The organism is Pseudomonas fluorescens (assembly GCF_041354075.1).
GTDB lineage: Bacteria > Pseudomonadota > Gammaproteobacteria > Pseudomonadales > Pseudomonadaceae > Aquipseudomonas > Aquipseudomonas fluorescens_CE.
Map to the genome: position 1 here is coordinate 23,438 of NZ_JARZGC010000016.1, position 14,821 is coordinate 38,258.

General features: G+C 61.6%; 13 protein-coding genes and 1 pseudogene. 9 read left to right on the plus strand and 5 right to left on the minus strand.

Annotated elements, in window-relative coordinates; all coding sequences use genetic code 11:
- Positions 1–77: 77 nt before the first annotated feature.
- Together QIW53_RS19140 and QIW53_RS19145 are read left to right on the plus strand one after the other, a co-directional pair.
- Positions 78–248, plus strand: a pseudogene (locus QIW53_RS19140) (helix-turn-helix domain-containing protein); the annotation flags it as partial.
- A 152-nt stretch (positions 249–400) separates the two neighbouring features.
- Positions 401–1,255 carry an EamA family transporter gene (locus QIW53_RS19145; protein ID WP_371051297.1) on the plus strand — a complete coding sequence of 285 codons (855 nt, stop codon included), beginning with the start codon at positions 401–403 and terminating at the stop codon, positions 1,253–1,255.
- A 49-nt stretch (positions 1,256–1,304) separates the two neighbouring features.
- Here the strand turns inward: QIW53_RS19145 and QIW53_RS19150 are convergent, their stop codons facing one another.
- Positions 1,305–2,846 carry a phosphoenolpyruvate carboxykinase gene (locus QIW53_RS19150; RefSeq protein WP_371051207.1) on the minus strand — a complete coding sequence of 514 codons (1,542 nt, stop codon included), beginning with the start codon at positions 2,844–2,846 and terminating at the stop codon, positions 1,305–1,307.
- 179 nt (positions 2,847–3,025) lie between these two features.
- Complete coding sequence (gene hslO, locus QIW53_RS19155; RefSeq protein WP_371051208.1) at positions 3,026–3,928, minus strand: Hsp33 family molecular chaperone HslO; 903 nt, start codon at positions 3,926–3,928, stop codon at positions 3,026–3,028.
- A gap of 103 nt (positions 3,929–4,031) precedes the next feature.
- On the opposite strand from hslO, the gene QIW53_RS19160 reads away from it, so the two are divergent.
- Positions 4,032–4,832 (plus strand): phosphatase PAP2 family protein, encoded by an 801-nt coding sequence (locus tag QIW53_RS19160; protein WP_371051209.1) that lies wholly within the window; start codon positions 4,032–4,034, stop codon positions 4,830–4,832.
- 125 nt (positions 4,833–4,957) lie between these two features.
- Here QIW53_RS19160 and QIW53_RS19165 read toward each other — a convergent pair whose 3' ends face one another.
- Positions 4,958–5,365: an RNA-binding S4 domain-containing protein gene (locus QIW53_RS19165; RefSeq protein WP_371051210.1), complete on the minus strand. Its 408-nt coding sequence runs from the start codon at positions 5,363–5,365 to the stop codon at positions 4,958–4,960.
- 116 nt (positions 5,366–5,481) lie between these two features.
- On the opposite strand from QIW53_RS19165, the gene rimA reads away from it, so the two are divergent.
- From rimA to rimK, 3 genes are read left to right on the plus strand one after another with little or no spacing between them, the layout of a single operon-like run.
- The gene (gene rimA / locus QIW53_RS19170; protein ID WP_371051211.1) at positions 5,482–6,261 is read left to right on the plus strand and encodes a S6 modification regulatory phosphodiesterase RimA; all 780 of its coding nucleotides are present in this window, start codon (positions 5,482–5,484) and stop codon (positions 6,259–6,261) included.
- A 16-nt stretch (positions 6,262–6,277) separates the two neighbouring features.
- Positions 6,278–6,757 carry a retropepsin-like aspartic endopeptidase RimB gene (rimB, locus tag QIW53_RS19175; RefSeq protein ID WP_442439650.1) on the plus strand — a complete coding sequence of 160 codons (480 nt, stop codon included), beginning with the start codon at positions 6,278–6,280 and terminating at the stop codon, positions 6,755–6,757.
- Positions 6,754–7,659 (plus strand): 30S ribosomal protein S6--L-glutamate ligase, encoded by a 906-nt coding sequence (rimK, locus tag QIW53_RS19180; RefSeq protein WP_371051212.1) that lies wholly within the window; start codon positions 6,754–6,756, stop codon positions 7,657–7,659. Before rimB ends, rimK begins: the two co-directional genes overlap by 4 nt.
- 88 nt (positions 7,660–7,747) lie before the next feature.
- Here the strand turns inward: rimK and QIW53_RS19185 are convergent, their stop codons facing one another.
- Both QIW53_RS19185 and ompR read right to left on the minus strand, forming a co-directional pair.
- The gene (locus QIW53_RS19185) at positions 7,748–9,061 is read right to left on the minus strand and encodes an ATP-binding protein (protein WP_371051213.1); all 1,314 of its coding nucleotides are present in this window, start codon (positions 9,059–9,061) and stop codon (positions 7,748–7,750) included.
- 103 nt (positions 9,062–9,164) lie between these two features.
- Positions 9,165–9,905, minus strand: a complete 741-nt coding sequence (gene ompR / locus QIW53_RS19190) for an osmolarity response regulator transcription factor OmpR (RefSeq protein WP_201196372.1) — start codon at positions 9,903–9,905, stop codon at positions 9,165–9,167.
- Between the two features lie 360 nt (positions 9,906–10,265).
- Here ompR and QIW53_RS19195 point away from each other — a divergent pair, with 360 nt between their 5' ends.
- From QIW53_RS19195 to gshA, 3 genes are all read left to right on the plus strand, one after another.
- Positions 10,266–12,584, plus strand: a complete 2,319-nt coding sequence (locus QIW53_RS19195) for a Tex family protein (protein ID WP_371051214.1) — start codon at positions 10,266–10,268, stop codon at positions 12,582–12,584.
- On the plus strand, positions 12,584–12,967 hold the full coding sequence (locus tag QIW53_RS19200) for a PaaI family thioesterase (RefSeq protein ID WP_371051215.1): 384 nt from the start codon (positions 12,584–12,586) through the stop codon (positions 12,965–12,967). Before QIW53_RS19195 ends, QIW53_RS19200 begins: the two co-directional genes overlap by 1 nt.
- 270 nt (positions 12,968–13,237) lie before the next feature.
- Entirely contained in the window at positions 13,238–14,821 is a 1,584-nt protein-coding gene (gshA, locus tag QIW53_RS19205; RefSeq protein ID WP_371051216.1) for a glutamate--cysteine ligase, read from the plus strand.

Here is a 14,821-nt window from a genome sequence, read left to right on the forward strand (position 1 = left end):
GCAGCAACACCGCCACCCGCCATGGAGTTTTTCTGCCGCTGACAGTGGATCGCCACCGGCGAGACTGCCCGACTCCCCAAAGGACTGACGGGCTGACGCAAGCCAGATTCGCAGCGTTGATCGATGTTCAATTAAGTACGCTCCGGAACTGGGAGCAAGGACGTCGCGAACCGACAGGGCCGGCGAAAGCTCTGCTCAAAGCTATACACAATGATCCGGTCCATGTATTGAATGCGCTATCGCAATAACCATCTGATGGAAGCCACGGTCGCGGACAGAACCTGCCGTTGACCATCGGCATGCTTTACTGGCCAATCAAGGCGCAGGACAGCGACACCGAGGTATCGAAGTCCCTGACGGCCATCGCGTACAACGCTAAGGATTGGGTTTGGACGTATTGATGGGGTTGTTGGCCGCCGTGTTGTGGGGCGGTACGGATTTCCTGGTGGGTTTGAATGCCCGTGCCGTGGGGGTCAAACGGGCGGTGTTCTTCGGTCAGGCACTGGGCTTTTGCATCATGAGCCTGCTGCTGGTCGCGTTTCCGGCGTTCATTGTCAAATCGATGTCGGCCTCACTGCAGGTCTGGTTGTTCGGCGTGTTCGCCGCCGCGCTGACAGTGTCCGGAGCGTTGGCACTGTCCAAGGCGTTTGCCCTGGGCAAGGCGTCTATCGTCGCACCGCTGGTCACGTCCTATGGCGTGGTGACAACGTTGCTGTCCTGGGCCAGTGGTGAGCAGATCAGCCTGCTGCAATTGCTGTGCATCGCCCTGTGCGTGGTGGGCGTGGTGCTCTCGAGTATTCATGCTGACTCGAAGATCCCGCACAGCACTCAATCCAGTCGCTCGATTGCCTACGCGCTGTTGGCCGCGTGTTTCTACGGCAGCAGTTTCTGGCTGCAAGGCCAGTTCGTATTGCCGACACTGGGGCCGGTGATGGTGCTCTGGCTGGTGTACCTGATCGGCTTGTTCGTGCTGGTGGTGATCGTGCTGCGGCTTGAAGACGGGCTGAAGGTTCCCGCGTTGAAAAACTGCCTGACGCTGACCGGCGCCAGCCTGATGAACCTCGGCGGGTTCTCGGCGTTCGCCTGGGGCGCGGTGGCGGGCTCGGTGTCGGTGGTGACCGTGATCAGCACGCTGTCCGGCGGGATCGCGGCGATCCTGGGGTACGTGTTCTTCAAGGAAAGGCTGGGGAAGATACCGATGTTGGGCGTCGTGCTGGTGCTCGTGGGCGCCTTCGTCCTGCACCTGAAAACCTGACGCCCACAAAAAAGCCGCCCCGAAGGGCGGCTTTTCATTCCAACCGATCTTACAACGTCGGACCGGCAGCCTTGATCGCGTCGCTCACGTCGAACTTCTTGAAGTTCTCGATGAACAGGCCAGCCAGTGCCTTGGCGGCTTCGTCATAGGCAGCCTTGTCGGCCCAGGTGTTGCGTGGGTTCAACAGGCCGGTTTCAACACCCGGTACGGCCAGTGGCACGTCGAGGTTGATGGTGTCCAGGTGTTCGGTTGCAGCACCGACCAATGCGCCGCTCTGGATCGCAGCGATGACACCGCGAGTGGTCGGAATGTTGAAGCGCTTGCCAACGCCGTAGCCGCCGCCGGTCCAGCCAGTGTTGACCAGGTAGACCTTGGAGCCGAAGCCACGGATGCGCTTGATCAGCAACTCTGCGTACTCGCCGGCCGGACGCGGGAAGAACGGTGCGCCGAAGCAGGTGGAGAAGGTCGACTTGATGCCGCCGCCGGAACCCATTTCGGTCGATCCCACCAGAGCGGTGTAGCCGGACAGGAAGTGGTAGGCCGCTTGCTCTTCGCTGAGGATCGACACGGGCGGCAGTACGCCGGTCAGGTCGCAGGTCAGGAAGATCACAGCGTTTGGCTCGCCACCGAGGTTTTTCTCGGAACGCTTGGCAACGTGCTCCAGCGGGTAAGCGGCGCGGCTGTTCTGGGTAAGGCTGACATCGGCGTAGTCGGCGTGCTTGGCGTCATCGATGACGACGTTTTCCAGCACGGCGCCATGTTTGATGGCTTTCCAGATCACCGGCTCGTTTTTCTCGGACAGGTCGATGCACTTGGCGTAGCAGCCGCCTTCGATGTTGAAGACAACGCCTTCGCCCCAACCGTGCTCGTCGTCACCGATCAGGTAACGGCTTTCGTCGGCGGACAGGGTGGTCTTGCCGGTGCCGGACAGGCCGAAGAACAGAGTCACGTCGCCCGCTTCGCCGATGTTGGCAGCGCAGTGCATCGGCAGCACATCGGCGGCCGGCAGCAGGAAGTTCTGCACCGAGAACATGGCTTTTTTCATCTCACCGGCGTAACGCATGCCGGCGATCAGCACTTTTTTCTGTGCGAAGTTGAGGATCACGCAGCCGTCGGAGTTGGTGCCGTCACGCTCAGGCACGCACTCGAAGTTGGCCACGTTGAGTACCTGCCACTCTTCACGACCCGCTGGGTTGTACTGAGCCGGGTTGATGAACAGGCAACGACCGAACAGGTTCTGCCAGGCAGTCTGGGTGGTCATCTTCACGGCGAGGTAGTGATCTTCCGCTGCGCCTACATGGACGTGGGAAACGAAATGCTCTTGCGCGTTGTTGAACGCCTCGACACGAGCCCACAGGGCATCGAACTTGTCGGCCGGGAACTTGCGGTTGATCGGGCCCCAGGCAATGGCGTCCTGGGTGGTCGGCTCTTCAACGATGAAACGGTCGACTGGCGAGCGGCCGGTACGGTGACCGGTGCGAACCACCAGCGCGCCGGTATCGGCAAGCTCGCCTTCACCGCGATTCAGGGCTTCTTTAACCAGATCATCGACACTCAGATCGGTGTACACGGCGTTATTGGCTTGCGTCATGAGGTTCCCCGTCGGCCAGTGGCCGAGTGCTCCAAACGTGTTGTAGTAGAAAGTCGTGCACTACTACCGCGAAAAAAGTGGGCCGGATTATGCCAGAAAAGCCCAAAAAAAGTAGGGCCCTCCCGTCGTAACGGCGTTATTCCGGCACAAACCAGTGAATTTACCTGCGCTGAACCGTTTTAGTGACGGGTATCTGACGGTGTCTCGACACCCGCACCGGCGAATAATTGAGCGATATCGGCGGCATCGAACAGGTAACGCTGGTTGCAGAACTGGCAGTCGACCTCGATGTTGCCACCGTGTTCGACCACCAGGCTCTGGGCATCTTCCTGACCCAGACTGACCAGCGCATTGGCCGAACGTTCGCGCGAGCAGCTGCAACGGAAGCGCAGGCGTTGCGCATCGAACAGGCGCACCTGCTCTTCGTGGTACAGGCGATGGAGCACGGTTTCGTTGTCCAGGCTGAGCAATTCATCCGCCGTCAGGGTGCTGGCCAACGCGGTGATGTGCTGCCAGCTGGCCGCGCGCTCTTCTTCGTCCTTCAGACGGTCGGCGGGCAGTTGCTGCAGCAACAGGCCACGGGCGCGACGGCCATCGGCGTACAGCCAGAATCGCGTGCCAACCTGCTGGGACATGACGAAGTAGTTGGTGAAGCATTCGGACAGGGTCGCGCCATCGAGATCGACGATGCCCTGGTAGCGCTGGCCCTGGCGAGGATCGATGGTCAGCGTCAGATGGCCGCCAGGCATGAGGTCGGCCAGCGTCGCATCCGGGGCGATCTGGTCGGCCTCGTAACGGGCCAGACCCCGGATGTCACGCTCGCTGGAGCATTCGATCATCAGCAGTGGAATCGGGCCGTCGGAGCGGGCCTGGAGAATCAGCAGCCCATCGAACTTCAAGGCACCGACCAGCAGCGACGCGGCCGCCATCAATTCACCGAGCAGTTGTGCGACCGGATCCGGATAGGGGTGCTTGGCGAGGACTTCGGCGTAGCTGCGTTCCAACGAAACCAGCTCGCCGCGGGTGTCGCTGTCATCAAAGATGAAGCGTTGGGTGTAGTCGGTATCCGGAAGATCGGTCATAGGTCTGGGTATCTGAATGGATGACAAAATGATTACAAAGCATGAAGATTGCGCCCCCGCGCCACCCTGTCGGTGCGCGATGTTCCGCCAAGGGAGGCATTTTATGAACAATCCGGGTTTGTTCCAAGCAAGGTGGAACTTCCGCCGGTTGGCGTTCTGCAATCTGGTGCCGGTGGCACTGCTGGCCTTCTGGTTATGGCCTACGGGGCAGATGTTGTGTGTGCTTTTCGACGAGTGGCTGTTTCACCTGCTCAACTCGCCACTGGCCACTCACCCGATATGGCTCCACGTGTGGGCAATTGCAAGTCTGCGACCTTTCGACGCAGTGGTCGGAGTGATTCTGCTGAGCCTGTTGATCAAGGGCGGTTGGGTGTTCAAGACCGGCGAGGTGCGCCAGGCGTTTTTCGGATTCTTCGCCGTGCTGCTGCTGTTGCTGTTCATCCGCATGCTGTTTTCCAAGCTGACCGGCTACATGGGCTGGCAACACAACAGCCCGTCGATGATGATCGACAGCGCCGTGCGGATGAGCGACTACTTCCCGGGACTCGAGGCACGCTGGGAATTGAAGGACCGCTCGACCCAGAGCTTTCCGGGCGATCATGCCTCGGTGCTGCTGATCTGGGCGCTGTTCATGACCCTGTTCAGCCGCACGACCTGGCAGACCGTGACGATCTGGGCCCTGGCGCTGCTGTTCATGATGCCCCGCCTGGTAGCCGGTGCGCATTGGGGCCAGGACGATTACATCGGCGGGGTATTGATGGCGGTATGGGCACTGGGCTGGGGTTACTACACGCCGTTTGCCTGTCACGTATCGAGGTTTTTCCTGAAGGTCACGGCGCCAGTGTTCGAGTTGCTGGAGAAACTGCCGCTGGTCTCGCGGATGAGCGTGGTGCGTAGCGCCTGATCAATCTGCACTCGTTCACGAGCAAGCCCGCCCCCACGCTGCAATGCACCGCTTGCGTGGGAGCGAGCCGGCTCCGGGCGGCATTTCGACGATGACGTCAGTGCGCACGACCAGGAAGCTGCGGCTTACTCCTCGCCGCTGTTCCCACGAAACTTGAACAGGTCCCGCCGCTGCTTCTTGCTCGGCTTGCCATCGGTGCTGACCCCCAGCGCACCCGCCTTGCGCATGGCCGCTGCCGCTTCGCGCTTGGCGATGCTGGCTTCGGTTTCGGTGTACAGTGCCTGCGCCTCGGGCGCACCACGACGCACGATCGACAAGGCCTGAACCACAATCGTGCGCTCATCGAATCCGGTGCGAATCTCGAACTCATCGCCCACCCGCGGCTCCTTGCCCGGTTTACAGCGATCACCTCGCCAATGCACCTTGCCGCTTTCTATCGCCGCCTTGGCCAACGCACGGGTCTTGTAGAAACGCGCGGCCCACAACCATTTATCGAGACGAACCTTGTCGTCCTCTTCGTTTTTTTGTGCCACTTGAATTCCTCTTTCCGAGAATAGTCGGAACTGTACTACCGTTTCTGTCGGGCGCAAGAACTCGGCTCTCCAGATAGACTGTCGACCTCGCCGCGATTGCGGCATGGAGGAATCGAGTGACCCAATTTCCATCTTCATTGACTTCGCCGAAGGGCGCTTGCAAGGGCTGCCAGCAAAGCGAGCCGCTGAGCTTCGATTTTGCCTTTGCCTATCAGCCGATCGTCGACCTGAGGGACCAGTCGATTTTCGCCCATGAAGCCTTGGTGCGCGGCCCCGCCGGCGAAGGCGCAATGACGGTGCTCGAACAGATCACCGATGCCAATCGCTACCGTTTCGATCAGTTGTGCCGGACCCGCGCGATCGAGGGGGCAGCCCGCTTAAATATGCAGACACACTTGTCGATCAACTTCATGCCCAACGCCGTGTACCGTCCGGAACTGTGTATTCGCAGCACGTTGGAGGCCGCGCAAAAACACGGTTTCCCCATCGAGCGGCTGATTTTTGAAACCCTTGAAAGCCAGCAGGTAGATAACTATCGCCATTTGACTAATATTCTGCGTGAATACCGCGAATTCGGCTTCAAGACCGCCATCGACGATTTCGGTGCCGGCCACTCGGGGCTCAATCTGTTAGCGGATTTCCAACCGGACCTGATCAAACTCGACATGGCGCTGATCCGCGATGTCGACCGCGATCGTGTCCGTCAGGTCATCGTGCGGGGGATTGTCACAATCTGTGCGGAGTTGGACGTTACAGTCATCGCAGAAGGTATCGAAAGCGCCGGTGAACGTGATTTCCTGGCGGACTGCGGGGTTTTCCTGATGCAGGGTTACTGGTTCGCCAAGCCTGCATTCAACGCAATGGCTCAGGTATCGCCTGAAGCCTGGGCACGTTAAACAGCGGCTTTTCCCATTGAAGACATTTGACCATTTGACCGTCGTCGGTCTGCGCGAGTGGGTGGCGCTCCCGGATCTGGGAGTCGCGGGCCTGCGGGCGAAAATCGACACCGGTGCCAGCACCTCCAGCCTGCATGCCACTGACATCGAACCGTTCGAGCGCGATGGCAAAAGCTGGGTGCGCTTCACCGCGCACCTGGGCACGGTGGTGCAACTGCGTCACCGACGCTGCGAGGCCCCGCTGGTGACGATGAAGTCCATCAAGAGCTCCAACGGCCAGGCGCAGAAGCGCTACGTGGTCAGCACTACCCTGGCCCTGGGCGACCGGGTCTGGCAGGTCGAGTTCACCCTCGCCTGCCGCAAATCCATGCGTTATCGCCTGCTCCTGGGCTCCAAGGCCTTGATCGACGGCCAGCTGGTCGTCAGTCCGGGCGTCAAATATGTACAAGACAAGCCGGTGTTCCCGGTATCTACCTCCTCCACAGGTGTTGCATGAAGATCGCTGTGCTGTCGCGGAACCCGCGTCTGTATTCCACTCGTCGTCTGGTCGAAGCCGGTACCGAGCGTGGCCATGAAATGGTGGTGATCGACACCCTGCGCGCCTACATGAACATTGCCAGTCACAAGCCGCAGATCCACTACCGGGGCAAGCCGCTGGAGGGCTTTGACGCCGTGATCCCGCGGATCGGTGCTTCGGTAACCTTTTACGGCTGCGCCGTGTTGCGCCAATTCGAAATGATGGGGGTGTTTCCGCTCAACGAGTCGGTGGCCATCGCCCGCTCGCGGGACAAACTGCGTTCGCTGCAATTGCTCTCGCGTCGTGGTATCGGCCTGCCGGTGACCGGGTTTGCGCACTCCCCGGATGACATTCCCGACCTGATCGCCATGGTCAACGGCGCGCCGTTGGTGATCAAGGTGCTCGAAGGCACCCAGGGCATCGGCGTGGTGCTGTGCGAAACCGCGACGGCGGCGGAATCGGTGATCGAGGCATTCATGGGCCTCAAGCAGAACATCATGGTCCAGGAGTACATCAAGGAGGCCGGCGGTGCAGACATTCGCTGCTTCGTGGTCGGCGACAAGGTGATCGCGGCGATGAAGCGTCAGGCCAAACCCGGGGAGTTCCGCTCCAACCTGCATCGGGGTGGCAGCGCCAGCCTGATCAAGATCACGCCGGAGGAACGCATGACCGCGTTGCGCGCGGCGAAAGTCATGGGGCTGACGGTGGCGGGGGTGGATATCCTGCGATCCAATCACGGGCCGCTGGTGATGGAAGTGAACTCGTCACCGGGACTGGAAGGCATCGAAACCACCACAGGGAAGAACGTGGCGGGGATCATCATCGAACACCTCGAGAAGAATGGCGGGCCGAATATGACTCGGACCAAAGGCAAGGGCTAAGAGCAGCGGCTTGGCGACAAGTAAAAAGCCAAAGCAGCATCTGCTTTGGCTGCTGTCGCAGCTTGAAGCTCGTAGCCTGCCGCTGCCCTCAAACTGCATCCCTTGGCAACAGCAACCCCAGCGGCAACCGCACCCGCGCTTCCAGCCCACCGCCGTCGCGGTTGCGCAGTTCGACATTGCCGCCATGCATCGAAGCGATCCGCTTCACGATGGCCAGCCCCAGGCCGGTGCCTTTGCCGCCTCGGGCGCGATCACCCCGGGTGAACGGGTTGAAGATCGCCTCCAGCTCCGACGGGTCGATCCCCGCCCCCCGGTCCATCACGCTCAGCACCACGTAAGGCGCATTCACATCCCCGGACACATGCGCCGCCACCTCCACACCGCTGCCGGCGTGATGCAGCGCATTGCCGATCAGGTTGTTCAGCAGGCGCTTCATTGACACCCGCCGCAATGGAAACGGCTGGATCGGTTCCAGGCGCAGCCTGACCTTTTCTTCATTCTGGTTGTACGGCGCCGCGACTTCACGCACCAGGTCGGTCAGGTCGACCTCTTCCACCGACTCGTCACGACCGTCACGAATGAAGGCCAGGAACTGGTCGAGAATCGCGTCCATGTCCTCGATGTCGCGCACCATGTCGTCCGTCAGGTCGTTGCGATCACCCATCAGTTCCAGCGACAAGCGCAAGCGCGTCAGCGGTGTCCGCAAATCGTGGGAGACACCCGCGAGCATCAGCTCCCGCTCGCGGCCCGCCTGCTCGACGTCTTCGGCCATCTGGTTGAAGGCGCGATACACCTCGGTCATCTCACTGGGGGTGTCGCTGATCGGCAGGCGCACGCTGCGACCCTGGCCCAGTTGCCGGGCGGCATAGACCAGACGCTTGAGGGGCTGGTTGAGCTGGCTGACGAAGATCCAGGCCGATGCCGTGGACAACAGGCCGATGGCAAGGAACCAGCCGAGCACGTTCCAGATTTTCTGGCCGCGCAGCGGATGCGGGTACAGCGGCACTTTCAGCCAGCCGTCGCCCAGGCTCGGCGCCCGGACCCACAAGGCCGGCGGCGAGTGCATGCGCAAGCGCACTTCGGTGTCGGCGCCCAGTTCGGCCTGCATCTGGCGCTGATAGATCTCGCTGTAAGGCCAGTGCTGCTCGCCTTCGGGCACGCCGGCACCCACCACCCGGATCAGGGTCGCGGCCTCGGCAATCTTGTCACGGTTGTTTTCATCGGCAGCCCAATAGGCTCGCAGCGTCAGGGCGACGCCGTGGCTGTATTGGCGATCCACCAGCACGTCCTCGTTCATCAACAGATAAACCAGCGTCAGTGCTTTCGAAAACAGGACGACGATCAGCACCAGCCACAGGGTGCGGGAGAAGAAACTCTGGGGGAACCACACGGGGGTCTTCATGGATAACCGCTACACACTTGCAGGAGCGAGCGATGCTCGCATATTGCGGATTGCGAGTCTGCGGACAACTTCATCCGCAGCACCCGCTCCTACAAATCGCCGATCACTTGGTGGCGGCGCCATCCGGTACGAACACGTAACCCACACCCCAGACGGTCTGGATGTAACGCGGCTTGGACGGATCAGGTTCGATCATCCGGCGCAGGCGAGAGATCTGCACGTCGATGGAACGCTCCAGCGCATCCCACTCACGGCCACGGGCCAGGTTCATCAGCTTGTCACGGGTCAGTGGCTGACGGGCGTTCATGACCAGTGCCTTGAGCACCGCAAACTCGCCGGTGGTGAGCATGTGCACTTCGGCACCGCGCTTGAGCTCGCGGGTGGCCAGGGACAATTCGTAGTCGCCGAAGGTCACGCTTTCCTCTTCGCTGCCCGGCGCGCCCGGGACCGGGGCCGATTGACGGCGCAGAACCGCCTTGACGCGAGCCATCAGCTCATCGGGGTTGAACGGCTTGGCCAGGTAATCGTCGGCACCCAGCTCCAGGCCCTTGATACGGCTCAGCTCGTCGCCCTTGGCGGTGAGCATGATGATCGGAATCTGATTGTTCGCGCCGCGCAGGCGGCGGCAGGCGGTCAGACCGTCTTCGCCGGGCAGCATCAGGTCGAGGACGACCAGGTTGAACACCTCGCGCGCCAGCAGGCGGTCCATTTGCTCAGTGTTCGGGACGGCGCGGGCGCGGTAGCCCTTGCTGACGAAAAAGCGCTCCAGCAGGCTGCTGAGCCCCGGATCGTCGTCAACGATAAGAATTTTTTCGCCTTCAGCAATGTTTGCAGTGCTGCTCATTGGATGCTCCTTTGATCTCGGCGCGCATTATGGCGTAGCTGCCGTTATACGCACCGTGAGCATTGTTAGCAGATTTTTCCTTCAGCGCCAGGAATACGGGCATTGTGCCTACACCCTCTGATGCCCCCGAATGACAGAACGCTGGTTATAATGCGCGGCCATTTGTGTCAGGCAACGTCTGATCATCCCTGCCGCGGCCTCTGTTTTTTTTCCTGGTCGCCGCAGTAATTGTTCGATTTCACGGGTCAACGGCAAGCCTGTTGATCCAGGCAGCGGCGCTGGCCAGGCCGCTCAACCAGACTCGCCGAGCCCTTGTTCGTGCGCCCGCGAGCCTGCTTTCACAATTTGTCAGGTGGTTTTATGGACAGCATCAACAGCCGCATCGCCGAGGAACTCGGCGTCCGCCCACAACAGGTCGAAGCGGCCGTCGCGCTACTCGATGAAGGTTCTACCGTTCCCTTCATCGCCCGTTACCGGAAAGAAGTGACCGGCAGTCTCGATGACACGCAACTGCGGCACCTGGAAGAGCGTCTGCGCTACCTGCGAGAACTCGACGAACGGCGTATCAGCATCCTCGCCAGCATCCAGGAACAGGGCAAACTGACCCCGGCCCTTGAGCGCGACATCAAGCTCGCCGACACCAAGACCCGCCTCGAAGACTTGTACCTGCCGTACAAGCAGAAGCGCCGCACCAAGGGGCAGATCGCCCTGGAAGCCGGGCTCGGCGAACTGGCAGATGCGCTGTTCAACGACCCGAGCCTGACGCCGGACGCCGAAGCCGCCCGCTTCATCGACGCCGAAAAAGGCGTGGCCGATGTGAAGGCCGCCCTCGAGGGTGCCAAGTACATCCTCATGGAGCGCTTCGCCGAAGACGCCGGCCTGCTGGAAAAGCTGCGCAGCTACCTGAAGCAGGAAGCCATCCTCAGTGCCCGCGTCATCGCCGGCAAGGAAGAGGAAGGCGCCAAGTTCCGCGACTACTTCGAACACGACGAGCCGCTCAAAAGCATGCCGTCGCACCGTGCCCTGGCGATTTTCCGTGGCCGCAACGAAGGCATTCTCAGCTCCGCACTGAAAGTCGGTGAAGAATTGCCGGGCACCCTGCACCCGTGCGAAGGCATGATCGGCCAGCACGTCGGCATCCAGAACCAGAACCGCCCGGCCGACAAATGGCTGGGCGAAGTGGTGCGCTGGACCTGGAAGGTCAAGCTCTACACCCACCTGGAAACCGACCTGCTGGGCGAGCTGCGCGACGGCGCGGAAACCGAGGCGATCAACGTGTTCGCCCACAACCTGCACGACTTGCTGCTGTCGGCACCGGCCGGCCCGCGCGCGACCCTGGGCCTCGACCCGGGCCTGCGCACCGGTTGCAAGGTGGCCGTGGTCGATGCCACCGGCAAGTTGCTGGACCACGCCACGGTTTACCCGCACGTGCCGCACAACAAGTGGGACCAGACTCTGGCCGTTCTCGCCGCCCTGTGCGCCAAGCACTCGGTGGACCTGATCGCCATCGGCAACGGCACCGCCAGCCGCGAAACCGACAAGCTGGCGATCGAGCTGATCAAGAAATACCCAGCCATGAAGATGACCAAGGTCATGGTGTCCGAGGCCGGTGCATCGGTGTATTCGGCATCGGAACTGGCGGCGAAAGAATTCCCTGACCTCGACGTGTCGATCCGTGGCGCAGTGTCGATCGCCCGCCGCTTGCAGGACCCGCTGGCCGAACTGGTGAAAATCGATCCGAAATCCATCGGTGTCGGCCAATACCAGCATGACGTGTCGCAGTTGAAACTGGCGCGTGGCCTGGACGCCGTGGTCGAAGACTGCGTGAACGCCGTGGGCGTGGACGTGAACACCGCTTCGGTGGCGCTGCTGGCGCGCATCTCCGGCCTCAATGCGACGCTGGCGCAGAACATCGTCAGTCACCGCGACGAGCACGGCGCGTTCAAGACTCGCGCAGCGTTGAAGAAAGTCGCGCGCCTGGGTGAAAAAACCTTCGAACAGGCCGCCGGCTTCCTGCGCGTGATGAACGGCGACAACCCGCTGGATTCCTCGGCGGTGCACCCGGAGGCCTACCCGCTGGTGCAACGCATCGCCGCTGAAACCGACCGCGACATCCGCTCGCTGATCGGTGACGCGTCGTTCCTCAAGCGCCTCGACCCGAAGAAATACACGGATGAAACCTTTGGTCTGCCAACGGTCACCGACATTCTGCAAGAGCTTGAGAAACCCGGTCGCGACCCGCGCCCGGAGTTCAAGACCGCCGAGTTCCAGGAAGGCGTCGAAGACCTCAAGGACCTGCAGCCGGGGATGATCCTCGAAGGCGTGGTGACCAACGTGACCGCCTTCGGCGCCTTCGTCGACATCGGCGTGCATCAGGACGGTTTGGTGCACATCTCCGCGCTTTCGGAGAAGTTCATCAAGGATCCGCGTGAAGCGGTGAAAGCCGGTGACGTGGTGAAAGTGAAGGTCATGGAAGTCGACATTCCGCGCAAACGCGTGGGCCTGTCGATGCGCATGGGCGACACCCCGGGCGAGAAGATCGACGGCGCCCGTGGCGCACGTCCAGGCTCGGCACCGCGCCAGGCCAATGCACCGCGCAAGGAAACCACGGCGGCGGCCCCGGCCAACAACGCCATGGCATCGCTGTTCGCCAACGCCAAGCAGTTGAAGAAACGCTGATGGACATCCCCTCCGGGTTGACCGAAAGCGCGTTCTTCAAGCTCCTGGGCTGTCGCCTGCACAGCCTGGAAACCGGGGTGGCGCAGGTCGCCCTGGCCCTTGAACCGCCCTTGCGCAACCGGGGCGGCAAGCTGCACGGCGGGGCACTGTTCAGCCTGGTGGACATTGCCATGGGGCTGGCCTGTTCCAGCACCCACGGCTTTGACCAGCAGAGCGCGACCATCGAATGCAAGATCAATTACATTCGCGCCGTGTCCGACGGCGAAGTGATGTGCACGGCGCGGGTGATCCATCCGGGCCGACGCACGCTGGTGGTCGAAGCGGACGTGAGGCAGGGCGACAAGCTCGTCGCAAAAGCACAAGGCACGTTCGCTGTCCTGTAGCTAGAGCTCATCGATTTGAGTTAATTTCGGCGCAATGCTCTCACTGTAGGAGCGAGCATGCTCGCGATGGACGTCAACGATGACGCTGGAAGCCTGACACCCAGCGGCGTTCTTGAGTCCATCGCGAGCATGCTCGCTCCTATAGGGGGGGCGCAGAAATTGATCAACCGGCGGCAAAAAACCAGGCGAAAACGCCAGTTTTAACTTCACCCTTGTAGACCGTCTTGCCCACCCCCATATTGGGGCGACTGACGCGTGAAGGAATCCAACTTGAGCGAACTTCTCAACCGCCGCCTGGCCCTGCTTGGCGAGCGCGCTAACCTCTCTCTGCTCGAACAGTGCCTTCACGGCATCGAACGTGAATGCCTGCGCGTGACCAGCGAAGGTCGGCTGGCGCAAACGCCGCACCCGGAAAGCCTGGGTTCCGCGCTGACCAACGAACAGATCACCACGGACTATTCCGAGTCGCTGCTGGAGTTCATCACCCCGGCACTGCCTGACCCGGCCGATACGCTGGCGAGCCTGGACAGCATTCACCGTTTTGCCTACAGCAAGCTCGGCAACGAGTACCTGTGGAGTCCATCGATGCCGTGCCCGTTGCCGGCCGAGGAAGACATCCCGATCGCCTACTACGGCACCTCCAACATCGGGCAGCTCAAATATGTGTACCGCAAGGGCCTGGCCCTGCGTTACGGCAAGACCATGCAGTGCATTGCCGGCATCCACTACAACTTTTCCCTGCCGGAACAACTCTGGCCACTGCTCAAGCAGGCCGAGGGTTTTGTCGGCACCGACCGCGACTATCAGTCGTCGTCCTACATCGCCCTGATCCGTAACTTCCGTCGCTACAGCTGGCTGCTGATGTACCTGTTCGGTGCGTCGCCGGCGCTGGACGCCGGTTTCCTGCGCGGCCGCTCCCACCAGTTGGAACAACTGGACCCGGACACCCTGTACCTGCCGTACGCCACCAGCCTGCGCATGAGTGACCTGGGTTACCAGAGCAGCGCCCAGGCCGGACTGACACCGTGCTACAACGATCTGCCGAGCTACACCGACAGCCTGCGCCAGGCCGTGGCAACACCCTACGCGCCCTATGTGGAAATCGGCACCCATCAGGACGGTGAGTGGGTTCAGCTCAACACCAACATCCTGCAGATCGAAAACGAGTACTACTCCAACATCCGCCCGAAACGCGTGACCTACACCGGCGAGCGGCCGATCCAGGCGCTGATGGCCCGGGGCATCCAGTACGTCGAAGTGCGCTGCCTGGACATCAACCCGTTCCTGCCGATGGGCATCGACCTGACCGAGTCGCGCTTCATCGACGCCTTCCTGTTGTACTGCGCGCTGAATGACAGCCCGCTGCTGACCAACAACTCATGCAGCGGTGCCACCTCGAACTTCCTCAGCGTGGTCAAGGAGGGCCGCCGTCCGGGCCTGCAACTGCAACGCGACGGTCAGCCGGTCGACCTCAAGGAGTGGGCCAGCGAGTTGCTGGAGAAGATTGCCCCCCTGGCGGCGTTACTGGATCAGAGCCATGGCGGCGACGCCCACAGCAAGGCGCTGGACGCACAACTGGCCAAGGTCAGGGACCCGTCCCTGACACCTTCGGCCCAGGTGCTGGCGGCGATGGCCGAACACAAGGAGAGCTTCAGCCAGTTCTCCCTGCGCCAGAGCCAGGCCCATGCGGAATTTTTCCGCAGCGAGCCCCTGAGCCGCGAAGCGCAGGCCGCGTTTGAAGAGCGCGCGCGGGCGTCGCTGGCCGAGCAAGTGGAACTGGAGCAGAACGAAGTCGGCGATTTCGATGTATTTGTCGGGTCGTATCAGGCGAGCATCCTGGCGATCAGCAACTGA

Coding starts and splice junctions, on each gene's coding strand:
- QIW53_RS19145 (WP_371051297.1), top strand. CDS start 401: ATGGGGTTGTTGGCCGCCGTGTTGTGGGGCGGTACGGATTTCCTGGTG.
- QIW53_RS19150 (WP_371051207.1), bottom strand. CDS start 2,846: ATGACGCAAGCCAATAACGCCGTGTACACCGATCTGAGTGTCGATGAT.
- hslO (WP_371051208.1), bottom strand. CDS start 3,928: ATGACCGATCTTCCGGATACCGACTACACCCAACGCTTCATCTTTGAT.
- QIW53_RS19160 (WP_371051209.1), top strand. CDS start 4,032: ATGAACAATCCGGGTTTGTTCCAAGCAAGGTGGAACTTCCGCCGGTTG.
- rimK (WP_371051212.1), top strand. CDS start 6,754: ATGAAGATCGCTGTGCTGTCGCGGAACCCGCGTCTGTATTCCACTCGT.
- QIW53_RS19185 (WP_371051213.1), bottom strand. CDS start 9,061: ATGAAGACCCCCGTGTGGTTCCCCCAGAGTTTCTTCTCCCGCACCCTG.
- ompR (WP_201196372.1), bottom strand. CDS start 9,905: ATGAGCAGCACTGCAAACATTGCTGAAGGCGAAAAAATTCTTATCGTT.
- QIW53_RS19195 (WP_371051214.1), top strand. CDS start 10,266: ATGGACAGCATCAACAGCCGCATCGCCGAGGAACTCGGCGTCCGCCCA.
- QIW53_RS19200 (WP_371051215.1), top strand. CDS start 12,584: ATGGACATCCCCTCCGGGTTGACCGAAAGCGCGTTCTTCAAGCTCCTG.